The organism is uncultured Bacillus sp., from assembly GCF_958411575.1.
Classification (GTDB): Bacteria; Bacillota; Bacilli; order Bacillales; family Bacillaceae; genus Bacillus; species Bacillus spizizenii.
The window spans coordinates 520,375-538,309 of the sequence record NZ_CATYRA010000001.1 but is presented as its reverse complement, the minus strand read 5'-3'; the positions used below and the strand labels follow the sequence as shown (position 1 = coordinate 538,309).

Sequence of the window (17,935 nt, the reverse complement as noted above, 5' to 3'; positions counted from 1 at the left end):
TCTTCCTTTGGATAAGGAAGAGCTTGTGTGACAATCTCAACCTTATCTTCAAGAGCAATCATTGCTCTAAAGGATTTAGCACCATTCTGTTAAACAGCGGTTGCCGGGTATCGCAGGGCCAGTCCCTCCACCTCTCTTGATAAGGAAAACCTTTTTATGAAATTTTCTGATAGCATATATTATTCACACTTTTTTCGTTTCTGTCAATGATAGATTATCTCCACACATCGTTGGCGATGTCGATGACATGGCGCAGCTTCGCCCATTGCTGCTCCTCTGTCAAAAGATTTCCTTCTTCAGTAGAGGCGAAACCGCACTGCGGGCTGAGGCACAGCTGATCCAGGCTGACAAAGCGTGCCGCTTCATTGATTCGGCGTTTCACATCCTCAGGATTTTCAAGCTCACCGTATTTGGATGTAATCAAGCCAAGCACAATTTGCAGATTTTTGCGTTTCACGAAACGGAGCGGATCAAAATTTCCGGAGCGGTCATCATCGTATTCTAAGAACAGCCCATCCAGATTTAAGCCGTCCAAAATTATTTCCGCTACAGCATCGTAGCCTCCTGATGCCGCCCAAGTTGAACGGAAGTTGCCGCGGCAAATGTGCATCGTGATTGCTAAATCATCAGGACGGTCTGCTACTGCATCGTTAATCGTTTTGGCGAATAAGGCAGGCAATGTTTCTGGATCACCGCCAAGCGCCCGGACGACCTCTCTGCCTTTTTCCTCAAAGAAGAGAGACCATGACGTATCATCAAGCTGAAGATAGCGGCATCCAGCATCATAGAAGGCTTTAATTGCTTTTTTGTACGTTTGGGCCAGATCATGAAAATATTCCTCTTGGTCGTCATAAATCCCTTTATCCGCCTTTTCACCGAAAAACAGCATATTCGGGCTCGGAATCGTCAATTTTGGTGTCGCGTCGCCGGCGATCTCATGTAAAAATTGATAATCGGCAAGCGCTGGGTGGCTCGTAAAATCGAGTTTTCCCGTCACTTTGATGCTGCGTGCTTTTGTTTTCGCATGATGGAACTGAATCCCTTCAGCCGGGATGAACGCTTCTACACCGTCAAGCCCTTCCAGGAAATCGTAATGCCACCAAGATCGGCGGAATTCCCCATCTGTTACCACATCGAGGCCGATTTCTTTTTGTTTTTCTACAATGCGAGTGATTTCTTGATTTTCGATATCACGAAGCTGATCCGCAGTGATCTCGCCGGCTGCTTTTTTTTGCCGGGCTTCTTTCACCGGAGCAGATCTCAGTAAACTGCCGACATGATCGGCACGGAAAGGAGCTTTGCGTTGTTTTTCTGTTTTTTGTCCTGCAACATTTGTTTGTTGAGCCATGTCATTCGCCTCTTTTCTGAAATGTGTTGAGCATAAAAAAGCTCTCCCTTTGAGTAAGGAAGAGCTTGAATGATCAAATCTCCGCCTCATCTGCAAGAACGCAATGTTCTAAAGGATTTAGCACCATTCTGTATGAAACAGCGGTTGCCGGGTATCATAGGGCCAGTCCCTCCACCTCTCTTGATAAGGTACATCTTCATATTCAGATTTCAATTATCTTAATATTATTACTTTTGACTCAATTGTCAACAATTTTTTAGAAAATACTTTCATCTTCGTCGTTATATAATACCATATCAAGCACGATAGCAATGGCTGTACAGATCAGCACATCTTCCTCGTTTGCAATCTGCAAATGATAGGAATCACCCCAGCTGAGCCACTTTTTGCTCACTGACATACGGACATTCTCCCCGTCCGTCAGTTGAAATTCATCCTTCCACAAGTCACCGTCAATTTCCCAGTTAAGCTTGGAAATTTCAAATTTCGGTTTGAAAAACGTTAATTTCTTCGCCACTTCACAAACTGTTTCCCCGCCAATTGAAATCTCGTATCGCGGCAATACAGACATTACTTTTTGTTCGATAGAAACGAGTGTTTTTCCGGATGAATCTGTCATTTGTAGCGAGTCTCCTAACGAAAAGAATCGGCCCTCGACCTTGAAAGCCTCTTGTTCATCTCGGTCATAAATGTGAAATGCATCTTTAAACGAGAACATTTTTTGTTTCATAAATAGTTCGATCATTGCTGAAATCTCCTTTTGGATTTGCCTTGTAAGAGATTACGGACAGGCGGCAAAAAGGTTTCAAGTTCCAAATCTAGTGATCAGAAACCCTGCTGATTGTTTTCCCGAGTAATAAATGTTTCTAAAATTGAAAAAGGCTGCATGATTCAGCAGCCTTTTCGTTTGAAATATAGGATTAGGAAAGATGCATCCGGCGTTTTTGGCGGATCGCGTCAAGGTCGATTAGGTTGTTGTGATGAGGTGCGGCTGCTGGCAGAGGGCTTGTCTTTTGCGGTTTGCGGCGATTGTCCTTGCTGAAAGAAAAAAGAAGATAGCCGCATAATGCGATGATAATAAATAGGATCATTTTACATACCTCCCAAAAAAAGTTTTGGTATTCTCTATTGTACGGATAAAATGTCAAAAAGTATTCAAAAAATTCAAAATCGATCAAAAATAAATAACTGCCCCTCAAAAACAGTCTAACCTGTTGACCTGAAAATAGTCTTACAACATGGTGATTGTTCTGGTTGATGATTGGTTCTATAGTTACTATCGACGATAAAATAAATTCCTTTATATAACTTTTAACCTAAAATTTCATAATTCGAATTACCTGTTTTCGGGTGCTGTTTTCTTGCTTGTTTGGTTTATACCCTATTTTGCGGAATCAAACACAAAAAACCCAAATTACGGAGCATTTGGGCGGTACGAGGGTATGCAGATTGTGGTTTTGTGGATTTGAAAGACTGATCAGAAGAAGCGTTTGAACATTTTTCTGATTTTTTGAAATGGGCTCGATTTCTTTTGCATGTTAAGCGGCCTGGTCATCATCCATTTTTTCAATAGACTTTTTGCAGCTATTGCATGTTTTGTCATTGTTTTTCCTCCTCAACTGTTGATACTTGTTTTACGGAGGAAGTATTCAAAATGTTTCATTTTTACACAAAAAACCAGTCCTTTTTTAGGACTGGCTTTTGGTATTATGCCTGTTCTTCAAACAGTTTTGCAATCTCAACGATGACATTTACGGCTTTTACCATGTTATCAGCTGAGATGTATTCAAATTTGCCGTGGAAGTTTTCCCCGCCGGTAAAGATGTTTGGCGTCGGGAGTCCCATGTAGGACAGCTGGGATCCGTCCGTGCCGCCGCGAATTGGAGAAATCTTCGGTTCGATGCCGAGGTTTTTCATCGCTTGCTTGGCAATGTTGACAATTTCGATGACAGGTTCAATTTTCTCTCTCATGTTGTAGTATTGATCGTTCATATTAAGCTGAATCCGGTCTTTCCCGTATTCGTTTTGAAGTTCTTCAACGACACGCTTCATTGTTTCTTTTCTGCTTTGGAAGTTACCTTTGTCGAAGTCTCTGATAATGTAGTGGAGTTTTGTTTCCTCTACATCTCCTTGAATTGACAGCAGGTGGTAGAATCCTTCGTATCCTTCTGTATATTCAGGCGCTTCGTCTGCCGGCAGCAGGCTGTTCAGCTTCATTGCGATTTTCGCAGAGCTGATCATTTTCCCTTTTGCCGTTCCGGGATGTACGTTGTTGCCTTTGATTGTGATTTTTGCGGCAGCGGCATTGAAGCTTTCGTATTCAAGCTCGCCGAGCGGGCCGCCGTCAACTGTGTAGGCAAAGGACGCATTAAACCGTTTTACATCAAATTGGTGCGGTCCTCTTCCGATTTCTTCATCAGGCGTAAAGGCCACTCTGATTGTGCCGTGCTTGATTTCAGGGTGTTTGATAAGGTAATCCATGGCTGTCATGATTTCGGCGATACCGGCCTTATTGTCTGCGCCGAGAAGGGTTGTGCCGTCTGTGGTGATGAGAGTATGGCCCTTATAGCCGGGCAGTTCAGGGAATTGATCAGGCGACAGGATGACCTGCAGCTGTTCATTAAGCACAATGTCTTTTCCATCGTAGTTTTCAATGATTTGCGGATTCACGTTTTTGCCGGTAAAGTCTGTGGCAGTATCGACGTGAGCGAGAAAGCCGATAGTCGGCACGTCTTTTTCAGTATTGGAGGGAAGAGTCGCCATGACATAGCCGTTTTCATCAATGGTTACATCCTGCATGCCAATGGATTTCAATTCATCAACGAGCATGTTTCCTAACGTCAATTGGCCGGGGGTGGAAGGGCAGGTGTCGACGGATTCGTCGGACTGTGTGTCGACTCTTACATATGTAGTAAACCGTTCAATGATTTCTTCTTTCATTTCCAATCATCTCCTTTGTCTTATTTTATCATGACGGGATGAGAGTTTTCTATTGCACAATACCGTTTCGAATTGCAAAGATCAAGGACAGCCGTGCAGGAAGCTTTATGGCCGCATAAAACCATTAAAAATACGATTAAGAAAAAGGCGGCTCCCTGCTCTTGGCCGGAAACAGCCAAACGGTCAGGAGCCAAAGCCCGATGAATATGCCCAAATTGACAGCGGCGGATGTACAAAGGGAGTGATCCAAATGAATGCTAGATACGCCGCAAACACAAACGCTAACAAAATGGGGTCAGCTTTGGCTGGGTGAGATAAAAATTGTATGCAATTCAAAATCTTGTTCGTGCTGCATAAAGTCATATAATATGGCCTGAAAATGCTGAAAACCTGTATCGGATAGCCCGCAAAAATATGAAAAAACTATTAATAAACGATTAAACTTCTTAAAAATGGATGTAGCCCGGTTCTAAACACTATATAATAAAATCAGGTCATTTTTTAGGAGGGTTTACATCATGGCAATACTTGTTACTGGCGGTGCCGGGTACATCGGAAGCCACACATGTGTGGAGTTATTGAACAGCGGCTATGAGATTGTCGTTCTTGATAATTTGTCCAACAGTTCAGCTGAGGCACTGAACCGTGTAAAAGAGATTACGGGAAAAGATTTAACGTTCTATGAAGCGGATCTATTGGATCGGGAAGCGGTAGATTCGGTTTTTGCGGAAAATGAAATTGAAGCTGTGATTCATTTTGCAGGGTTAAAAGCAGTCGGTGAATCTGTTGCGATTCCGCTCAAATATTATCATAACAACCTAACGGGAACGTTTATTTTATGTGAGGTCATGGAGAAATACGGCGTAAAGAAAATCGTATTCAGTTCGTCTGCGACGGTGTATGGCGTTCCGGAAACGTCACCGATTACGGAGGACTTTCCATTAGGAGCGACAAATCCTTATGGGCAGACGAAGCTCATGCTAGAACAAATATTGCGTGATTTGTATACAGCCGACAATGAGTGGAGCGTTGCGCTGCTTCGTTACTTTAATCCGTTCGGCGCGCATCCAAGCGGACGGATCGGTGAAGACCCGAACGGCATTCCGAATAACCTCATGCCGTATGTGGCGCAGGTAGCCGTCGGCAAACTTGAGCAATTAAGCGTATTCGGCAATGACTATCCGACAAAAGACGGGACAGGCGTACGCGATTATATTCACGTCGTTGATCTCGCAGAAGGCCACGTCAAAGCGCTTGAAAAAGTATTGAACTCCACTGGAGCAGATGCATACAACCTCGGAACAGGCACAGGCTATAGCGTGCTTGAAATGGTTAAAGCCTTTGAAAAAGTGTCAGGGAAAGAGGTTCCGTACCGTTTTGCGGACCGCCGCCCGGGAGACATCGCCACCTGCTTTGCAGATCCAGCAAAAGCCAAGCGGGAACTGGGCTGGGAAGCAAAACGAGGCCTAGAGGAAATGTGTGCCGATTCCTGGAGATGGCAGTCTTCTAATGTGAATGGATATAAGAGTGCGGAATAAGAATGGAGGCCTTCTCAACGGAGAAGGCTTTTTTTTAGAGAAAAAGGGTGCCTGTTAAGGCACCCTTGTCTGCTATTATTTGATTTTTACAATAACATCATTGCTGAATTTGAGTTTCCAAGTTCCTTTTGCATAAGCTTCTTTGTCAACTTCAAATGCTTTAACACCTGTTACTTTAATATTAGGATTTAGATCACTCAAAATTTTAGAGTTATCAACTTTTGTCTCAGTTGCATAGTTTACAGAAGCATCAATATCAGAATCATAAGAAGTGCCATCAGCATCAACTAATTTAACAGTTGGAATTGAAAAAGAACTTATTGGCTTTTTAGATACGTTTTTAATTGTATATTGAACAGCTACAATCGTACCTCCATCAGAGGCTTTCTTTTCAACATATTGAGTACCGACAGTATCTCTGTCCTCTACCTTTGTAACTGTTACTTCAGTTTTTTCAGTTTTTACAGTATCACCGATATTGTATGTTTTTTCAGTTTCTGCTTTGCTGCTGCTTGATGTTTTGGAAGTGGCTTCTGAACCGCCTCCACCGCCAATGTTAGCAATAATAATGATGACAACAACTGCGAGAATAAACGTAATGATTTTATGTCGCATAAAAAAGTTACGTTGATCCTTACCACAGTTAGGACATTTTTTTACACCCTTTGCAATTTCTTGACCGCAAGCTTTACAGGGTACTAGTTTTCCTGCCATTCTATTTCCTCCTATGTAATTAAATGTACAAAACATATGTACTATAATGCCTATATTATTTCACTTAGTCAATATAAAATTATGAATTTTTTATAATTGTTATCATTTATAGTTAATTTTTCTTGTAAAATATATGCTTTTTTTCTTATCGTCCATATTTGTTATTTTTTAATAGATAAATCGTTTTTTCTTGTAGCTCATCTGAATAATCTCCGCAAATACCCTTGAACCAATTCAAACCGTCCCTTATAATGCTAATATTGGAAAGTAAAAATGATATGATAAAAACAGTGGTTTTCTAGGGTTCCGCAATGCAAATTGGACTGTGACCGAGAGAAAACACATAGCAGCCCGGCTGTTATGACACGGTGGGATAAAAGCCCAGGAGTTTCTGCTCTTTTGCGAGAGCGTACTCCTGGGTTTTTTTGTTGATACTATCTGGAGAAGGAGTGTTTTGTGATGAAAAAGAAAATGCTTGATGTGCTAATGCTTGTGATTGGCGCTTTTTTCTTCGCGCTTGCTGTGAATTTATTCGCGATTCCCAATGACCTTGGGGAAGGCGGCGTTACTGGGATTACGCTGATTTTGTATTATGTGTTTCAATGGTCTCCCGGGGTGACAAACTTTATATTAAACGCTTTTCTGCTTTTGATCGGCTATAAATTTCTCGACGGGAAAACCACGGTTTATACGATTATCGCCGTGGCAGCAAACTCGCTTTTTCTGCATTTGACACACGGGTGGAGCACACCGTCTGATGAGCTGATCATTAACACGATTTTCGCAGGGGTGTTTGCGGGTGTCGGGATCGGCATGATCATTCGGGTCGGCGGCACAACAGCCGGTTCCGCCATTCTGGCCAGAATTGCCAATAAATATTTAGATTGGAATATCAGTTACGCGCTGCTCTTTTTTGATTTAATTGTCGTTTTCAGCTCTTATTTTATTATTGGTGCGGAAAAAATGATGTTTACGATTGTGATGCTGTATATCGGAACGAAAGTGATGGACTTCATTATTGAAGGCTTGAATACGAAAAAAGCGATTACAGTCATTTCGGAAAATAAGGGTGAGATTGCAGAGCAGGTAAACACCTTGATGGACAGGGGCGTCACCATTTTATCAGGAAAGGGAAACTATACGGGCGAGTCAAAAGAGATTTTGTACATCGTCATTAACAAACAGGAGCTTTCTATGCTGAAGAAAATCATTAGAAGCTGTGATAAAAAAGCGTTTGTGATCGTTCATGACGTACGCGATGTGTTTGGCGAAGGGTTTGTTGATATATCTAAATAAGAAAATCCCTCTGCACTTGAAGCAGAGGGATTTGTTCGTTTAGAACGGATATTTGCGGTATTGCTTCTGTATCGAAATCCATTTCGTCACGGTAAATTCCTCGACTACCCACGGATTTCCAAAGCGGCCGACACCGCTTGCTTTGTTTCCGCCGAAGGCGATGTTCGGCGAATCATTGACGGACTGGTCGTTGACATGGGTCATGCCGCTGTCAATTTGCAGGGCAAATGTTTCACCTTTTTCTAAATCAGAAGTGAAAACCGCCGAGCTGAGGCCGTATTCGGTGTCATTTGCCATCTCAATCGCTTCCTGATCGCTGGAGGCTTTTATAATGGTGGCAATCGGGGCAAACAGCTCCGTTTGGGCAATTTTGCTGTTGTTGTCAGCACCGACAAAGACATACGGTGTGAGCACGTTTCCGACGCGTTTTCCTTCAACCGCAAGCTCAATGCCGTCTGCCTTTGCCTGCTCAATGATCTCCAGCGCTTTTTCGATTTGGCGTTCGTTGATCAGCGGGCCGACAACGGTTTTCGGATCGGTTTGATCGCCGTACGGAAGCTGTTTGACACGGGCGGTGAATTTTTCAACAAACTCATCGTATACATCTTGATGAACGATGATTCTGTTGATAATCATGCAGATTTGTCCCTGATGAATAAATTTCCCGAAAATCGCGGCGTCTACAGCACGATCGACATCCGCGTCTGAAAGGATGGCAAATGGGTTGTTGCCGCCGAGCTCAAGGGCCATTCGTTTAAAGTCACGCCCGGCGATTTCACCGATATGGCGCCCGACTGCGGTTGATCCCGTAAAGCTGATTAATTTCGGGATTGCATTGGTCAGCATGCCGTCCCCGATTTCATTTAGGTCCGTCAACATGACGTTGAGGACACCCGCAGGAAGACCGGCGTGTTCAAATGCTTTTGCAATGATGGTTCCGCCGGAAAGAGCGGTTTGAATATCAGGCTTGTGAACAACACTGTTTCCCAGCGCAATCGAAGGCGCAATCGTTCTCATTGATAAATTCATCGGAAAATTAAATGGAGAAATCGATGAAATGACACCGAGCGGAAGGCGGTAAATCTTATTGATTTTCCCTTCAATGTCGGATGGAACCTCTTTGACGCCGCCTAATTCGCCGGTATATGTCATGGCTTCATCTAAAATCGCAATTGTTTGTTCAAGCTCGATCGTTGCTTTAATGATGGTTCCGCCGGTTTCGCGGGAGATCATCATGATGATGTCATCACGGTTTTCCTGTAAGTAGGCGCGCGCTTTTTGCAGGACTGCTTTTCGGTCTTCTGCTGTGCTCTTGGCCCACTCTTTTTGTGCCCGTTGTGCAATGTCAAACGCATCCTCCAGCTGTTTGTTTGTTGCCAACGATGCTGTTGTAATCACAGACTGGTCATACGGATTCAAAATGTCCTCCGTACGCCCGCTTTCCCCTTCTGTCCATTTTCCGTTGATAAAACTTTTGTTTAACGCTTCTAAACCCATTAATGATCATCCTCCTTTGGCCGTGCATATCCTCTTCTATTTCCGTTGAAGCCAATATGTAAACGAATGAGGTTTCCCTTTCAGTTTCTCGTCTATCTATGCCGGATATACTCTTTTTTATTGGAGAACATGTGCATTTCGCCTTATACTGAATGTACAGATATTTACATGAGAGAGGAGATCATATGAAATCGCTGCTGGCTATTTACCCCGGTTCGATTGTGTCTGAGGAGCTTTGCGTAAAGGAAGACTGTCTATGCTTTTTTGATGAGAACAGTCAGAGATATATCACCATACCGAAAACGGAGATTAGCGAAAAAGAGACGTTGCTGCTGCAGTCTTTTTTGACGCCTGCGGATGAGGCCAATCAAATGTCTTTGAAGTCGCCGGAGGAAAACAAGTGGTTTGCGTTTCTTTTTTCCAGAGGGGAAGTACCGGCGAACATAAAGAAGCGAACGAGATTTGTTCATTTTCATTTGCTCGGTAAAATAGAGCGGGCGTCTTTTGCGGAAGCGGTTCGCCATTTCTGGCCGGTGCCTTTTGTGATTGTGTGGATGCATGAGGACAGAGGCGTGATTGTCGAGCAGGAAAGTGAAGCGGCGGCGGGGAAGGACGAACTGGAATCACTCGCTAAGGTTCTTGAAAGTGATTTCTACTTCAGTGTCCGTTTTTACGCCGGAAGGTTTTATGAGCCAGATGAGAGTCTGCGAACACATTACGCCCGTGAACAGACGTATTTTCTGTTTGCTGAAAAACGGCTGCCTCAGGTGCAGAGTGTGACCTTTGAGATGATCTTTCCTTTTTTATTATTAGAAGCAGAAAATGAAAAGCTTGAAACGCTGCTCTCTGAAGAAGCTGAGCTTTTATTCGGAGATGAATCTGAGCTGAGGAAGACAATCAAGCTCTTTATTGAAAACAACTCAAACGTGACGTTAACGGCGAAAAAGCTGCATCTGCACCGCAACAGCCTGCAATATCGAATTGATAAATTTATTGAGCGGTCAGGGATAGACATTAAAACGTATAAAGGCGCACTGCTCGCCTATTTTATCTGCCTGCAAAGTGAAGTTTCAGAATAAATTGGAAATATGCACGAAAAATGGTTGCTGATTTTATGAACGCTGCCCATTTCAGCAATAGGGAAATGCTGTTACACTCAATTTAAGAAAGCGTTTACAATAACAAAGGAGGATGTTAGATGGCTGAATTGCGGATGGAGCACATTTATAAATATTATGATCAGAAGGAAGCGGCTGTTGATGACTTTAACCTTCACATTGCCGATAAGGAGTTTATCGTATTCGTCGGCCCGTCCGGCTGCGGCAAATCAACGACGCTTCGGATGGTCGCAGGGCTTGAGGAAATCTCGAAAGGCGATTTTTATATTGAAGGAAAACGTGTAAATGATGTAGCGCCAAAGGACAGGGATATCGCGATGGTATTTCAAAACTACGCGCTCTATCCGCATATGACCGTCTACGATAATATTGCATTCGGGCTGAAGCTTCGGAAAATGCCGAAGCCTGAAATCAAAAAAAGGGTAGAGGAAGCCGCTAAAATTCTCGGGCTGGAGGAATATTTGCACCGCAAACCGAAAGCGCTGTCAGGCGGGCAGAGACAGCGGGTCGCGCTTGGACGGGCAATCGTGCGGGATGCAAAGGTGTTCCTGATGGATGAGCCTTTGTCAAACCTGGACGCGAAGCTGAGGGTGCAAATGAGGGCGGAAATCATTAAGCTCCACCAGAGACTGCAAACCACAACGATTTACGTAACGCATGACCAGACAGAAGCGCTGACAATGGCGACACGGATCGTGGTCATGAAAGACGGAAAAATCCAGCAGATCGGGACGCCGAAGGATGTATACGAATTCCCTGAAAACGTCTTTGTCGGCGGTTTTATCGGCTCACCGGCGATGAATTTTTTCAAAGGAAAGCTGACGGATGGTCTCATCAAAATCGGTTCTGCGGCATTAACCGTGCCGGAAGGAAAAATGAAGGTGCTGCGTGAAAAGGGCTACATCGGCAAAGAAGTCATCTTCGGCATCCGTCCTGAGGATATTCATGATGAATTGGTTGTCGTGGAGTCGTATAAGAATTCTTCGATTAAAGCGAAAATCAATGTCGCAGAGCTGCTCGGTTCTGAAATCATGATTTATTCGCAGATTGATAATCAAGATTTTATTGCGCGGATTGACGCCCGCCTCGATATTCAATCAGGTGATGAGCTGACAGTTGCGTTTGATATGAATAAAGGCCATTTCTTTGACAGTGAGACTGAAGTGAGAATTCGATAAGCTCAAAAGCCGGACATGGAGACATGTCCGGCTTTTTTGTGTTCTTTTTAAGGTTTACGGAAAAAAACGCAGCGGGTAGTGGTTGGTAAGAAAGGGGAGATAGAGATGTGGCATGCGGCAATGTGGGGCGGGATCTCAGGCTCTGCTGTATTGCTGGGCGCGCTGGCGTCCATGTTTTTTTCGATTCACAAACAGATCATCGGCTATATTATGGCTTTTGGCACAGGCGTATTAATTGGCGCGGCCGCTTACGAACTTCTCGGAGATGCAGTAGCAGAAGGCGGAATTGTAGCGACAGGCGCCGGATTTATTGCGGGAGCTGTCGTGTTTACGGTTTTTGATTACGCGGTTTCCAAAAGAGGCGCGTCACAAAGAAAAAGATCGGGACAAGCAGCTGCCAGCGGCGGAGGAATAGCCATTTTTATCGGCACTATTATGGATGCTGTTCCGGAATCGATTATGATTGGTGCAAGCCTTCTCGAAGAACAATCAGTCAGCTTCCTTTTGGTGGTCGCCATTTTTATCAGCAACATACCTGAAGGGCTGTCCAGTACAGCAGGAATGAAAAACAGCGGGTATTCGAAAACGAAAATGATACTGCTTTGGGCTGCGGTACTCGTGATATCAATTTTTGCATCATGGTCAGGATACTTCTTTCTCGACGGTGCTTCTGAAGAAGTGATGTCAGTAATTGCAGCATTTGCAGGCGGGGGGATCATTGCGATGATTGCTTCGACGATGATGCCTGAGGCGTACGAAGACAGCGGTCCGATGACAGGTTTAATCGCTGCACTTGGCTTGTTAACCTCTTTGGTTTTGAATCAGTTTTCTTAATCTAGTTGTGGATAAAAGAATGTTTTTCTAGCTACTCAATATTTAAAATACTTGCGATTACTTCATATATTCAATCAGTTATAAATTCAATTATTTCCAATTACCAAAAAATTAAATTTGTTCATATTTATTTAACAATTGTTTACAAGGAATTAATTCCTTTTAGTTGAATTTGTATTGTGTAATATAAAAAATGAAAAAGGGAGTGTTTCAAATGAATGTCAAAAAAACTGTTGTTTCTGCAATATCGATTTCTGCATTAGCCTTATCGGTTAGTGGGGTGGCATCGGCACAAGAAATAAACGCTTCTCCTGTGACAGACGCTAAGAATATTACTGTTTCTCCGTCACACATTATAAAGATTCAAGATTACAATTTGCCGTTAAAAGTAGGCGAAACATACTCTGTTAAAAATTCAGCAGCGACTCGATATTGGTCAGACAACTCATCTGTTGCATCTGTAGATTCAAATGGTATTGTTAAAGCTAATGCAGTAGGAAAAGCGAATATTACTTTATACAAAGGGACTAGTGTACTCGGTGTTGTACATGTTACAGTTTGGTAAACTTAAAGGGAGCATCTGCTCCCTTTTTATTATTTCTAATTTTTAAAAGCGGAGTGGCCTTTAGCCGCTCTTTAATTGTAAGCGCTATCCCCGCTAACAGTGCCTCGATAGAACATTTACTATCTCCGATTATTCATACTCTTTGCTGATAGATACTAATTTGAAATATTAGTAAACTTTATTGAATAACATTCCTATCTTTTACACTTGAAAATCCCACAAATCAACCGATGAAAAAGGAGGAAGAAATAGACAGAAAGCAGGGAACCGATGAAACGTTTTATCCTAAGCATTTTTCTTTCGGGAAGCTGCTTGGCTCTCGCGGCTTGCGCTGATAAAGAGGCGAACGCGGAGCAGCAGATGCAGAAAGCCGAACAAAAGAAACCGGAAGAAAAGACAGTACATGTTCAGAAAAAAGAAGACGATACATCCGCATGGATCAAAACAGAGAAACCGGCAAAGCTGCCGATTTTGATGTACCACAGCATTTCCTCTGGAAACAGGCTCCGTGTTCCGAAGGAAGAATTCGAAGCGCATATGAAGTGGCTGCATGAAAACGGTTATCAGACATTAACGCCGAAAGAGGCGTATCTCATGCTGACGCAGGATAAAAAGCCGAGTGAGAAATGCGTGCTGATTACGTTTGATGACGGATACACCGACAATTATCAAGACGCGTATCCGGTGCTAAAAAAGTACGGGATGAAGGCGACGATTTTTATGATCGGCAAATCGATCGCACATAAACACCATCTGACAGAGGACCAAATGAAAGAAATGGCGAAGCGTGGCATATCCATTGAAAGCCATACGATTGACCACCTTGAGCTGAACGGGTTAACGCCAGAACAGCAGCACAGTGAGATGGCTGATTCGAAAAAGCTGTTTGACGGCATGTTTCATCAGCAAACCTCTATCATCAGCTATCCGGTAGGGCGCTACAATGAGGAGACGCTGAAGGCTGCGAAAGAAACGGGCTATCAAATGGGCGTGACGACAGAACCGGGCGCGGCATCTAGAGACCAGGGAATGTACGCCCTCCATCGCGTGCGTGTGTCCCCAGGCATGTCAGGCGCGGCTTTTGGTGCGTACATCGAATCCATGAAATAAAAAAAGGCGGCGCTCAATCGCCGCCCCCTCCGCCACCACAGCCGGAATCGCTGAAACCTCCGTCACTGCCGCATCCATCATGGTGCGAGCTATGGTCAGAATAACCGGAAAACCCGCTGTCCGCCTGCTGGCGGCTTTTGTTTTCCGAGGGCTGCGGCTGAATGACTGAAAGAAAAACAATAATAGCTATAATCAATAAGATGATCACAATCACTTCTGATCACTCCCTTTTTTCACCATATCTGTTATACGGGTGAAACGCAGATCGGTTTCACTTCAAAGAGATCGATTCTTTCAGACGGTCTCTGAGCCAGCGCTTCAGCACCCCGTGTCCTTTGTTTGACAATAAAGTGCTGACACGCCAATACATAGGGGGATGAGGAGCGAACTGAAAATCAATGAATCTGAAAAGCCAGCTTTTATCGCGGGTAAGAGAGTCGATCTGAAACGCGTCCTCATCTGCTTCAGAGCTTTAGGCGCTTTGTTTCTGTATATCCCCATCCTGCCGAACCGCCAAGATCCTCAAAGCTTCGGCCATTTGTTTGTGTCCGCCTTCCAGCAGTGATCCACCAAGGTTGTCAGCGCGCACCTCCATCCATTGTGAACAAAAGGATTGATAGAGCTGAAACAGGATGATGATGGCCATGATGAAAACCCAAAGCGCAATTTTGTGGGCCTCGGGATGGACGATATGCTGTTCAAATAAGAGGATGATCCCAACGACGGCTCCAAGATATAGAAAACGCAAAAGCTGTGATGACAGTACGTCACGTTTTTTAATATGTATCGCCTCATGAGCCAGAATGCCTTCGATGACACGCAACGGAAGTGTTAGTGTGGCACTTGTCAGAATGACCATTGACCTTCCGACATTCATGCCGACTGCCATTCCGTTGTAATCATCACTTTCCGTTTCGTATATGCGGACATGGGAAATGCCCGCCTTGTGGAAAATCCTGTCGGCCGCTGCCTGTACATGCGGGTGATGACAAGGCTTGGCATCCATTGCCGCCCGCAAAACACGGTCTGACAGATACATGTTGAGTATCCAGTACAGCATCACGGCAACGGCCATGATCCATGGAGAAGCATGTAATGCGTATAACACGAGCACCAATAAGGCGTAAGCTGATACGCCTTTTACACTGGCGGCAAAATATAGCTTCCCAAGCAGCCGCTTCACATTTTTTCTATGATAAAACGGTAAAACAGAAATCACAGTATCCTCGTTGTTTTCCGATTCTGTGTTTTGACGGAAGATCGCTTTCCATTTTTGCGGTTCCTTCACCGTCAGAAACAGCGTTTCACCGGGAAGAGACAGTTTGATAACTTGCTGAAAGCTTGTTGTCAGATCTAAACGGGATGAATACATCGTCAGCAGCGGATGAAGCTTCAAGAGATCAGCTGTTGATTCAAGCTGAATGTCTTTCAAATCGGAAAGCGGGTATGTACGGGTTTCATATCGTGAGCTGATGTGCAATTTTTCCAAGGATGCTGAATACAAAACGTTCACAGTAAAAACATTCAGTATTCTCTTCACCAGTGCCCCTCCGCCGGAGATGATACCGAAAAGGATCACATATTTGAGGGGGCTTGGGTCAGGTCCATAGATGAAAAAAATGACGGCGCCCGCAAACACAATGGCAGTCAGCGTGATGTCTGACAGGAGGCGTGTTTTGTTTCTGGCAAGCTCGATTTCCTGCCAGTCTCCCGAAGGTATTTCCGCACGTTTGGAGACAATGAGATCCATTGCGGTCCAATAGCAGTAGAACATTGTCGCGATCGAGACAATGCCGTCCATGAATGTTTGATGAGAGAAGATGTAAACAGCTGCGCCGACCCAAAGAACGATATCAATCCAGAAATCTATGGCCGGAATGAGTTTTGCTGCCAGGGCTGATATCAAATAAAGTCCCAGCCCGAGAATCATAAAGAGAAATAGATCTGTTCCCATAGGCATGCTAGAGTCCTTTCTATACTGGTATTTCCAACTATTACTATAGCATGTTGCGGGAACTTGCATAAAACAGGAACATGCAAAAAAGCAAGCTCTTTCGTTTTACGAAGAACTTGCTTGCGGTGTATCAATAAAACTGGTGAAGCAGCAATAAGGTTAAGGACACTGTGATCGCTCCCCCGATTCGGGTAGACACCTGGGCAAATGGCATTAGCTCAAGCCTTTCTGCGGCGCTTAAAATGGCGACGTCTCCGGTGCCGCCTTGTCCTGAGTGGCACGCATTGATAATGGCGGTCTCAATCGGATACATGTTCAGCCACTTTCCAGTGAAGAAGCCGACGGCCATCATGGTCACAACGACAGACAGAATCGTAATGATATTGCTGAGGTTAAAGGCAGCGATAAGCTTGTCCCACGGCGTCATGGACACCCCGATCGCAAAGAGCAGCGGGTAAGTCACAGCGGTTGAAAAGAAGCGGGACACCCCAAACGCGCCATTTTCAATTGAGGCAGGCGCCAATCTGAACAGCTTAATTAGAACAGCCAGTAACAGCATGGCAACAGGTGCCGGAAATCCAAAAAAGTCGTGAGCGAGCATGCCGACTAAGTATAAAGAAACAGCAAGGATACCGCCTGATGCAAATAAGGAAAGGTTGAACATTTGCTGTCCGCTTTGCGATTCCTCCAGCGCAGGGGACTCTTCTTCAGAGCGATCCACTTTGCCGTTGCCTGTCCATTCCGGTTTTTTCTTTCCGATTCTGTTCAGCAATCCCGCTAGGATGATCGCGCACAGGCTGCCCAGCATGATAGACGGCAGAACAAGTGCAAACGCTTCCCCTTGAGACATGGGCATAATGTCAGAATAACCAATGGACAGCGGAATAGCACCTTCTCCGACTCCCCCTGCCATGATAGGGATGACAATGTACAGCAATGTATGCTGAAATCCGAGCCCGAGCAATGTGCCGACAGCCAGTCCCACAATAGCGGCTGCGACAGAACCGGCAATAAGCGGAATAAAGATTTTCATGAATGCTTTTATGAGTGTTTCTCTTTTCATGCCGAGGATGCTTCCGACGACAATCCCAGCGATAAATAAGTATAGAAAGTTTGAGTTTTCTGTAAATTCTGTGGTGGATTTGACGATATCATTAGGCAGCAGATGATAGTAGACGACAGCGGACGGAATAAAAGTAGCTAGGATGGCCGGGCCGCCGATAGAACGAACAATCGGTATCGATTTGCCGATTTGGGCAAAGGTGAACCCGAAAAACGCCATGACGGCAATGGATGTCAAGATGTCACTTTTTACATCGTGATGCATTACAAAAACAGTGATTAATATAAATAGCAAGACATACACAGGAAGCGGTATGATGCCTACTTTTATATTCATGGCTTTCGCAAACCAATTCTCTTTTCGAACCCCTTCGTGAATTGTATCCGTTTGCAATTGCATTTGTGTTTGAAGCTCTCCCATTGAAAAACCTCCCCTATTCTTGATGCAGTGAAATTGTTCACTATGTTAATTATACTAAAAAATTGAAATTATTAATATATTAAAAATTTACTATTCAGCTTTTCAAATCTTTCCGGTTTAAATGGAAAGAGGCATTCTGACTAAAAACGGTCTATGACGGAGTGCTGAGAAACGAGTGTTGGTGCCGGACAAGCATTTTATTCGCAAGGAACGATGTGTTGATGTACGATAATAAAGGGTCATTTATCCTAGAAGACCGTCATAAATCAGCAACAAAATAGACAATAATCCGTCACATAGTGCGGGACTTTTTAGGTATTTTAGGCTTTATTTTTGAAGTGAATCGTTGTAAAGTACTTA

16 protein-coding genes, 2 pseudogenes and 3 riboswitches are annotated in these 17,935 nt (G+C 44.1%); of the genes and pseudogenes, 7 read left to right on the top strand and 11 right to left on the bottom strand.

Annotation, left to right across the window (positions count from 1 at the left end):
• Window positions 1-39: 39 nt before the first annotated feature.
• A riboswitch (SAM riboswitch) is annotated at window positions 40-146 on the bottom strand.
• 68 nt (window positions 147-214) lie between these two features.
• The 6 genes and pseudogenes from Q5C82_RS02670 to Q5C82_RS02645 all read right to left on the bottom strand — a co-directional run.
• A complete protein-coding gene (locus Q5C82_RS02670) occupies window positions 215-1,348 on the bottom strand; it encodes a 5-methyltetrahydropteroyltriglutamate--homocysteine S-methyltransferase (protein WP_003218828.1) in 1,134 nt (377 codons plus the stop codon).
• 83 nt (window positions 1,349-1,431) lie between these two features.
• Window positions 1,432-1,538: riboswitch (SAM riboswitch) on the bottom strand.
• Window positions 1,539-1,604: 66 nt separating this feature from the next.
• Complete coding sequence (locus Q5C82_RS02665) at window positions 1,605-2,093, bottom strand: LURP-one-related/scramblase family protein (RefSeq protein WP_003218826.1); 489 nt, start codon at window positions 2,091-2,093, stop codon at window positions 1,605-1,607.
• A 175-nt stretch (window positions 2,094-2,268) separates the two neighbouring features.
• Window positions 2,269-2,547: a hypothetical protein gene (locus tag Q5C82_RS02660; protein ID WP_088886080.1), complete on the bottom strand. Its 279-nt coding sequence runs from the start codon at window positions 2,545-2,547 to the stop codon at window positions 2,269-2,271.
• A gap of 278 nt (window positions 2,548-2,825) precedes the next feature.
• Window positions 2,826-2,951, bottom strand: a complete 126-nt coding sequence (locus tag Q5C82_RS02655) for a hypothetical protein (RefSeq protein WP_003218822.1) — start codon at window positions 2,949-2,951, stop codon at window positions 2,826-2,828.
• A gap of 104 nt (window positions 2,952-3,055) precedes the next feature.
• Window positions 3,056-4,288 (bottom strand): peptidase T, encoded by a 1,233-nt coding sequence (gene pepT / locus Q5C82_RS02650; RefSeq protein ID WP_003218820.1) that lies wholly within the window; start codon window positions 4,286-4,288, stop codon window positions 3,056-3,058.
• A 76-nt stretch (window positions 4,289-4,364) separates the two neighbouring features.
• A pseudogene (locus Q5C82_RS02645) lies at window positions 4,365-4,651 on the bottom strand (sensor histidine kinase); the annotation flags it as partial.
• 155 nt (window positions 4,652-4,806) lie between these two features.
• Here Q5C82_RS02645 and galE point away from each other — a divergent pair.
• Window positions 4,807-5,826: a UDP-glucose 4-epimerase GalE gene (galE, locus tag Q5C82_RS02640; protein ID WP_003218816.1), complete on the top strand. Its 1,020-nt coding sequence runs from the start codon at window positions 4,807-4,809 to the stop codon at window positions 5,824-5,826.
• 75 nt (window positions 5,827-5,901) lie between these two features.
• Here galE and Q5C82_RS02635 read toward each other — a convergent pair whose 3' ends face one another.
• Complete coding sequence (locus Q5C82_RS02635; protein ID WP_136975890.1) at window positions 5,902-6,441, bottom strand: DUF4352 domain-containing protein; 540 nt, start codon at window positions 6,439-6,441, stop codon at window positions 5,902-5,904.
• Between the two features lie 386 nt (window positions 6,442-6,827).
• Window positions 6,828-6,930: riboswitch (guanidine-I (ykkC/yxkD leader) on the top strand.
• A gap of 69 nt (window positions 6,931-6,999) precedes the next feature.
• Here Q5C82_RS02635 and Q5C82_RS02630 point away from each other — a divergent pair.
• On the top strand, window positions 7,000-7,836 hold the full coding sequence (locus tag Q5C82_RS02630; RefSeq protein WP_003218811.1) for a YitT family protein: 837 nt from the start codon (window positions 7,000-7,002) through the stop codon (window positions 7,834-7,836).
• A 39-nt stretch (window positions 7,837-7,875) separates the two neighbouring features.
• On the opposite strand, the gene Q5C82_RS02625 is transcribed toward Q5C82_RS02630, so the two are convergent.
• Window positions 7,876-9,333 carry an aldehyde dehydrogenase family protein gene (locus Q5C82_RS02625; RefSeq protein WP_003218809.1) on the bottom strand — a complete coding sequence of 486 codons (1,458 nt, stop codon included), beginning with the start codon at window positions 9,331-9,333 and terminating at the stop codon, window positions 7,876-7,878.
• Window positions 9,334-9,518: 185 nt separating this feature from the next.
• Here Q5C82_RS02625 and Q5C82_RS02620 point away from each other — a divergent pair, with 185 nt between their 5' ends.
• From Q5C82_RS02620 to Q5C82_RS02600, 5 genes are all read left to right on the top strand, one after another.
• The gene (locus Q5C82_RS02620; protein WP_003218807.1) at window positions 9,519-10,412 is read left to right on the top strand and encodes a CdaR family transcriptional regulator; all 894 of its coding nucleotides are present in this window, start codon (window positions 9,519-9,521) and stop codon (window positions 10,410-10,412) included.
• A 119-nt stretch (window positions 10,413-10,531) separates the two neighbouring features.
• A complete protein-coding gene (gene msmX, locus Q5C82_RS02615; protein WP_003218805.1) occupies window positions 10,532-11,629 on the top strand; it encodes a maltodextrin ABC transporter ATP-binding protein MsmX in 1,098 nt (365 codons plus the stop codon).
• Between the two features lie 105 nt (window positions 11,630-11,734).
• Window positions 11,735-12,463 (top strand): ZIP family metal transporter, encoded by a 729-nt coding sequence (locus tag Q5C82_RS02610; RefSeq protein ID WP_003218803.1) that lies wholly within the window; start codon window positions 11,735-11,737, stop codon window positions 12,461-12,463.
• A 214-nt stretch (window positions 12,464-12,677) separates the two neighbouring features.
• Entirely contained in the window at window positions 12,678-13,028 is a 351-nt protein-coding gene (locus Q5C82_RS02605) for an Ig-like domain-containing protein (RefSeq protein WP_003218801.1), read from the top strand.
• A 270-nt stretch (window positions 13,029-13,298) separates the two neighbouring features.
• On the top strand, window positions 13,299-14,138 hold the full coding sequence (locus Q5C82_RS02600) for a polysaccharide deacetylase family protein (RefSeq protein ID WP_003218799.1): 840 nt from the start codon (window positions 13,299-13,301) through the stop codon (window positions 14,136-14,138).
• Between the two features lie 13 nt (window positions 14,139-14,151).
• Here the strand turns inward: Q5C82_RS02600 and Q5C82_RS02595 are convergent, their stop codons facing one another.
• From Q5C82_RS02595 to cimH, 3 genes and pseudogenes are all read right to left on the bottom strand, one after another.
• The gene (locus Q5C82_RS02595; protein ID WP_003218795.1) at window positions 14,152-14,352 is read right to left on the bottom strand and encodes a hypothetical protein; all 201 of its coding nucleotides are present in this window, start codon (window positions 14,350-14,352) and stop codon (window positions 14,152-14,154) included.
• 57 nt (window positions 14,353-14,409) lie between these two features.
• Window positions 14,410-16,098 (bottom strand): annotated as a pseudogene (locus Q5C82_RS02590) (M56 family metallopeptidase).
• A gap of 124 nt (window positions 16,099-16,222) precedes the next feature.
• A complete protein-coding gene (gene cimH / locus Q5C82_RS02585; RefSeq protein ID WP_003218791.1) occupies window positions 16,223-17,575 on the bottom strand; it encodes a citrate/malate transporter CimH in 1,353 nt (450 codons plus the stop codon).
• Window positions 17,576-17,935 lie beyond the last annotated feature (360 nt).

Coding starts and splice junctions, on each gene's coding strand:
- Q5C82_RS02670 (WP_003218828.1), bottom strand. CDS start 1,348: ATGGCTCAACAAACAAATGTTGCAGGACAAAAAACAGAAAAACAACGC.
- Q5C82_RS02665 (WP_003218826.1), bottom strand. CDS start 2,093: ATGATCGAACTATTTATGAAACAAAAAATGTTCTCGTTTAAAGATGCA.
- Q5C82_RS02655 (WP_003218822.1), bottom strand. CDS start 2,951: ATGACAAAACATGCAATAGCTGCAAAAAGTCTATTGAAAAAATGGATG.
- pepT (WP_003218820.1), bottom strand. CDS start 4,288: ATGAAAGAAGAAATCATTGAACGGTTTACTACATATGTAAGAGTCGAC.
- galE (WP_003218816.1), top strand. CDS start 4,807: ATGGCAATACTTGTTACTGGCGGTGCCGGGTACATCGGAAGCCACACA.
- Q5C82_RS02635 (WP_136975890.1), bottom strand. CDS start 6,441: ATGCGACATAAAATCATTACGTTTATTCTCGCAGTTGTTGTCATCATT.
- Q5C82_RS02630 (WP_003218811.1), top strand. CDS start 7,000: ATGAAAAAGAAAATGCTTGATGTGCTAATGCTTGTGATTGGCGCTTTT.
- Q5C82_RS02625 (WP_003218809.1), bottom strand. CDS start 9,333: ATGGGTTTAGAAGCGTTAAACAAAAGTTTTATCAACGGAAAATGGACA.
- Q5C82_RS02620 (WP_003218807.1), top strand. CDS start 9,519: ATGAAATCGCTGCTGGCTATTTACCCCGGTTCGATTGTGTCTGAGGAG.
- msmX (WP_003218805.1), top strand. CDS start 10,532: ATGGCTGAATTGCGGATGGAGCACATTTATAAATATTATGATCAGAAG.
- Q5C82_RS02610 (WP_003218803.1), top strand. CDS start 11,735: ATGTGGCATGCGGCAATGTGGGGCGGGATCTCAGGCTCTGCTGTATTG.
- Q5C82_RS02605 (WP_003218801.1), top strand. CDS start 12,678: ATGAATGTCAAAAAAACTGTTGTTTCTGCAATATCGATTTCTGCATTA.
- Q5C82_RS02600 (WP_003218799.1), top strand. CDS start 13,299: ATGAAACGTTTTATCCTAAGCATTTTTCTTTCGGGAAGCTGCTTGGCT.
- cimH (WP_003218791.1), bottom strand. CDS start 17,575: ATGGGAGAGCTTCAAACACAAATGCAATTGCAAACGGATACAATTCAC.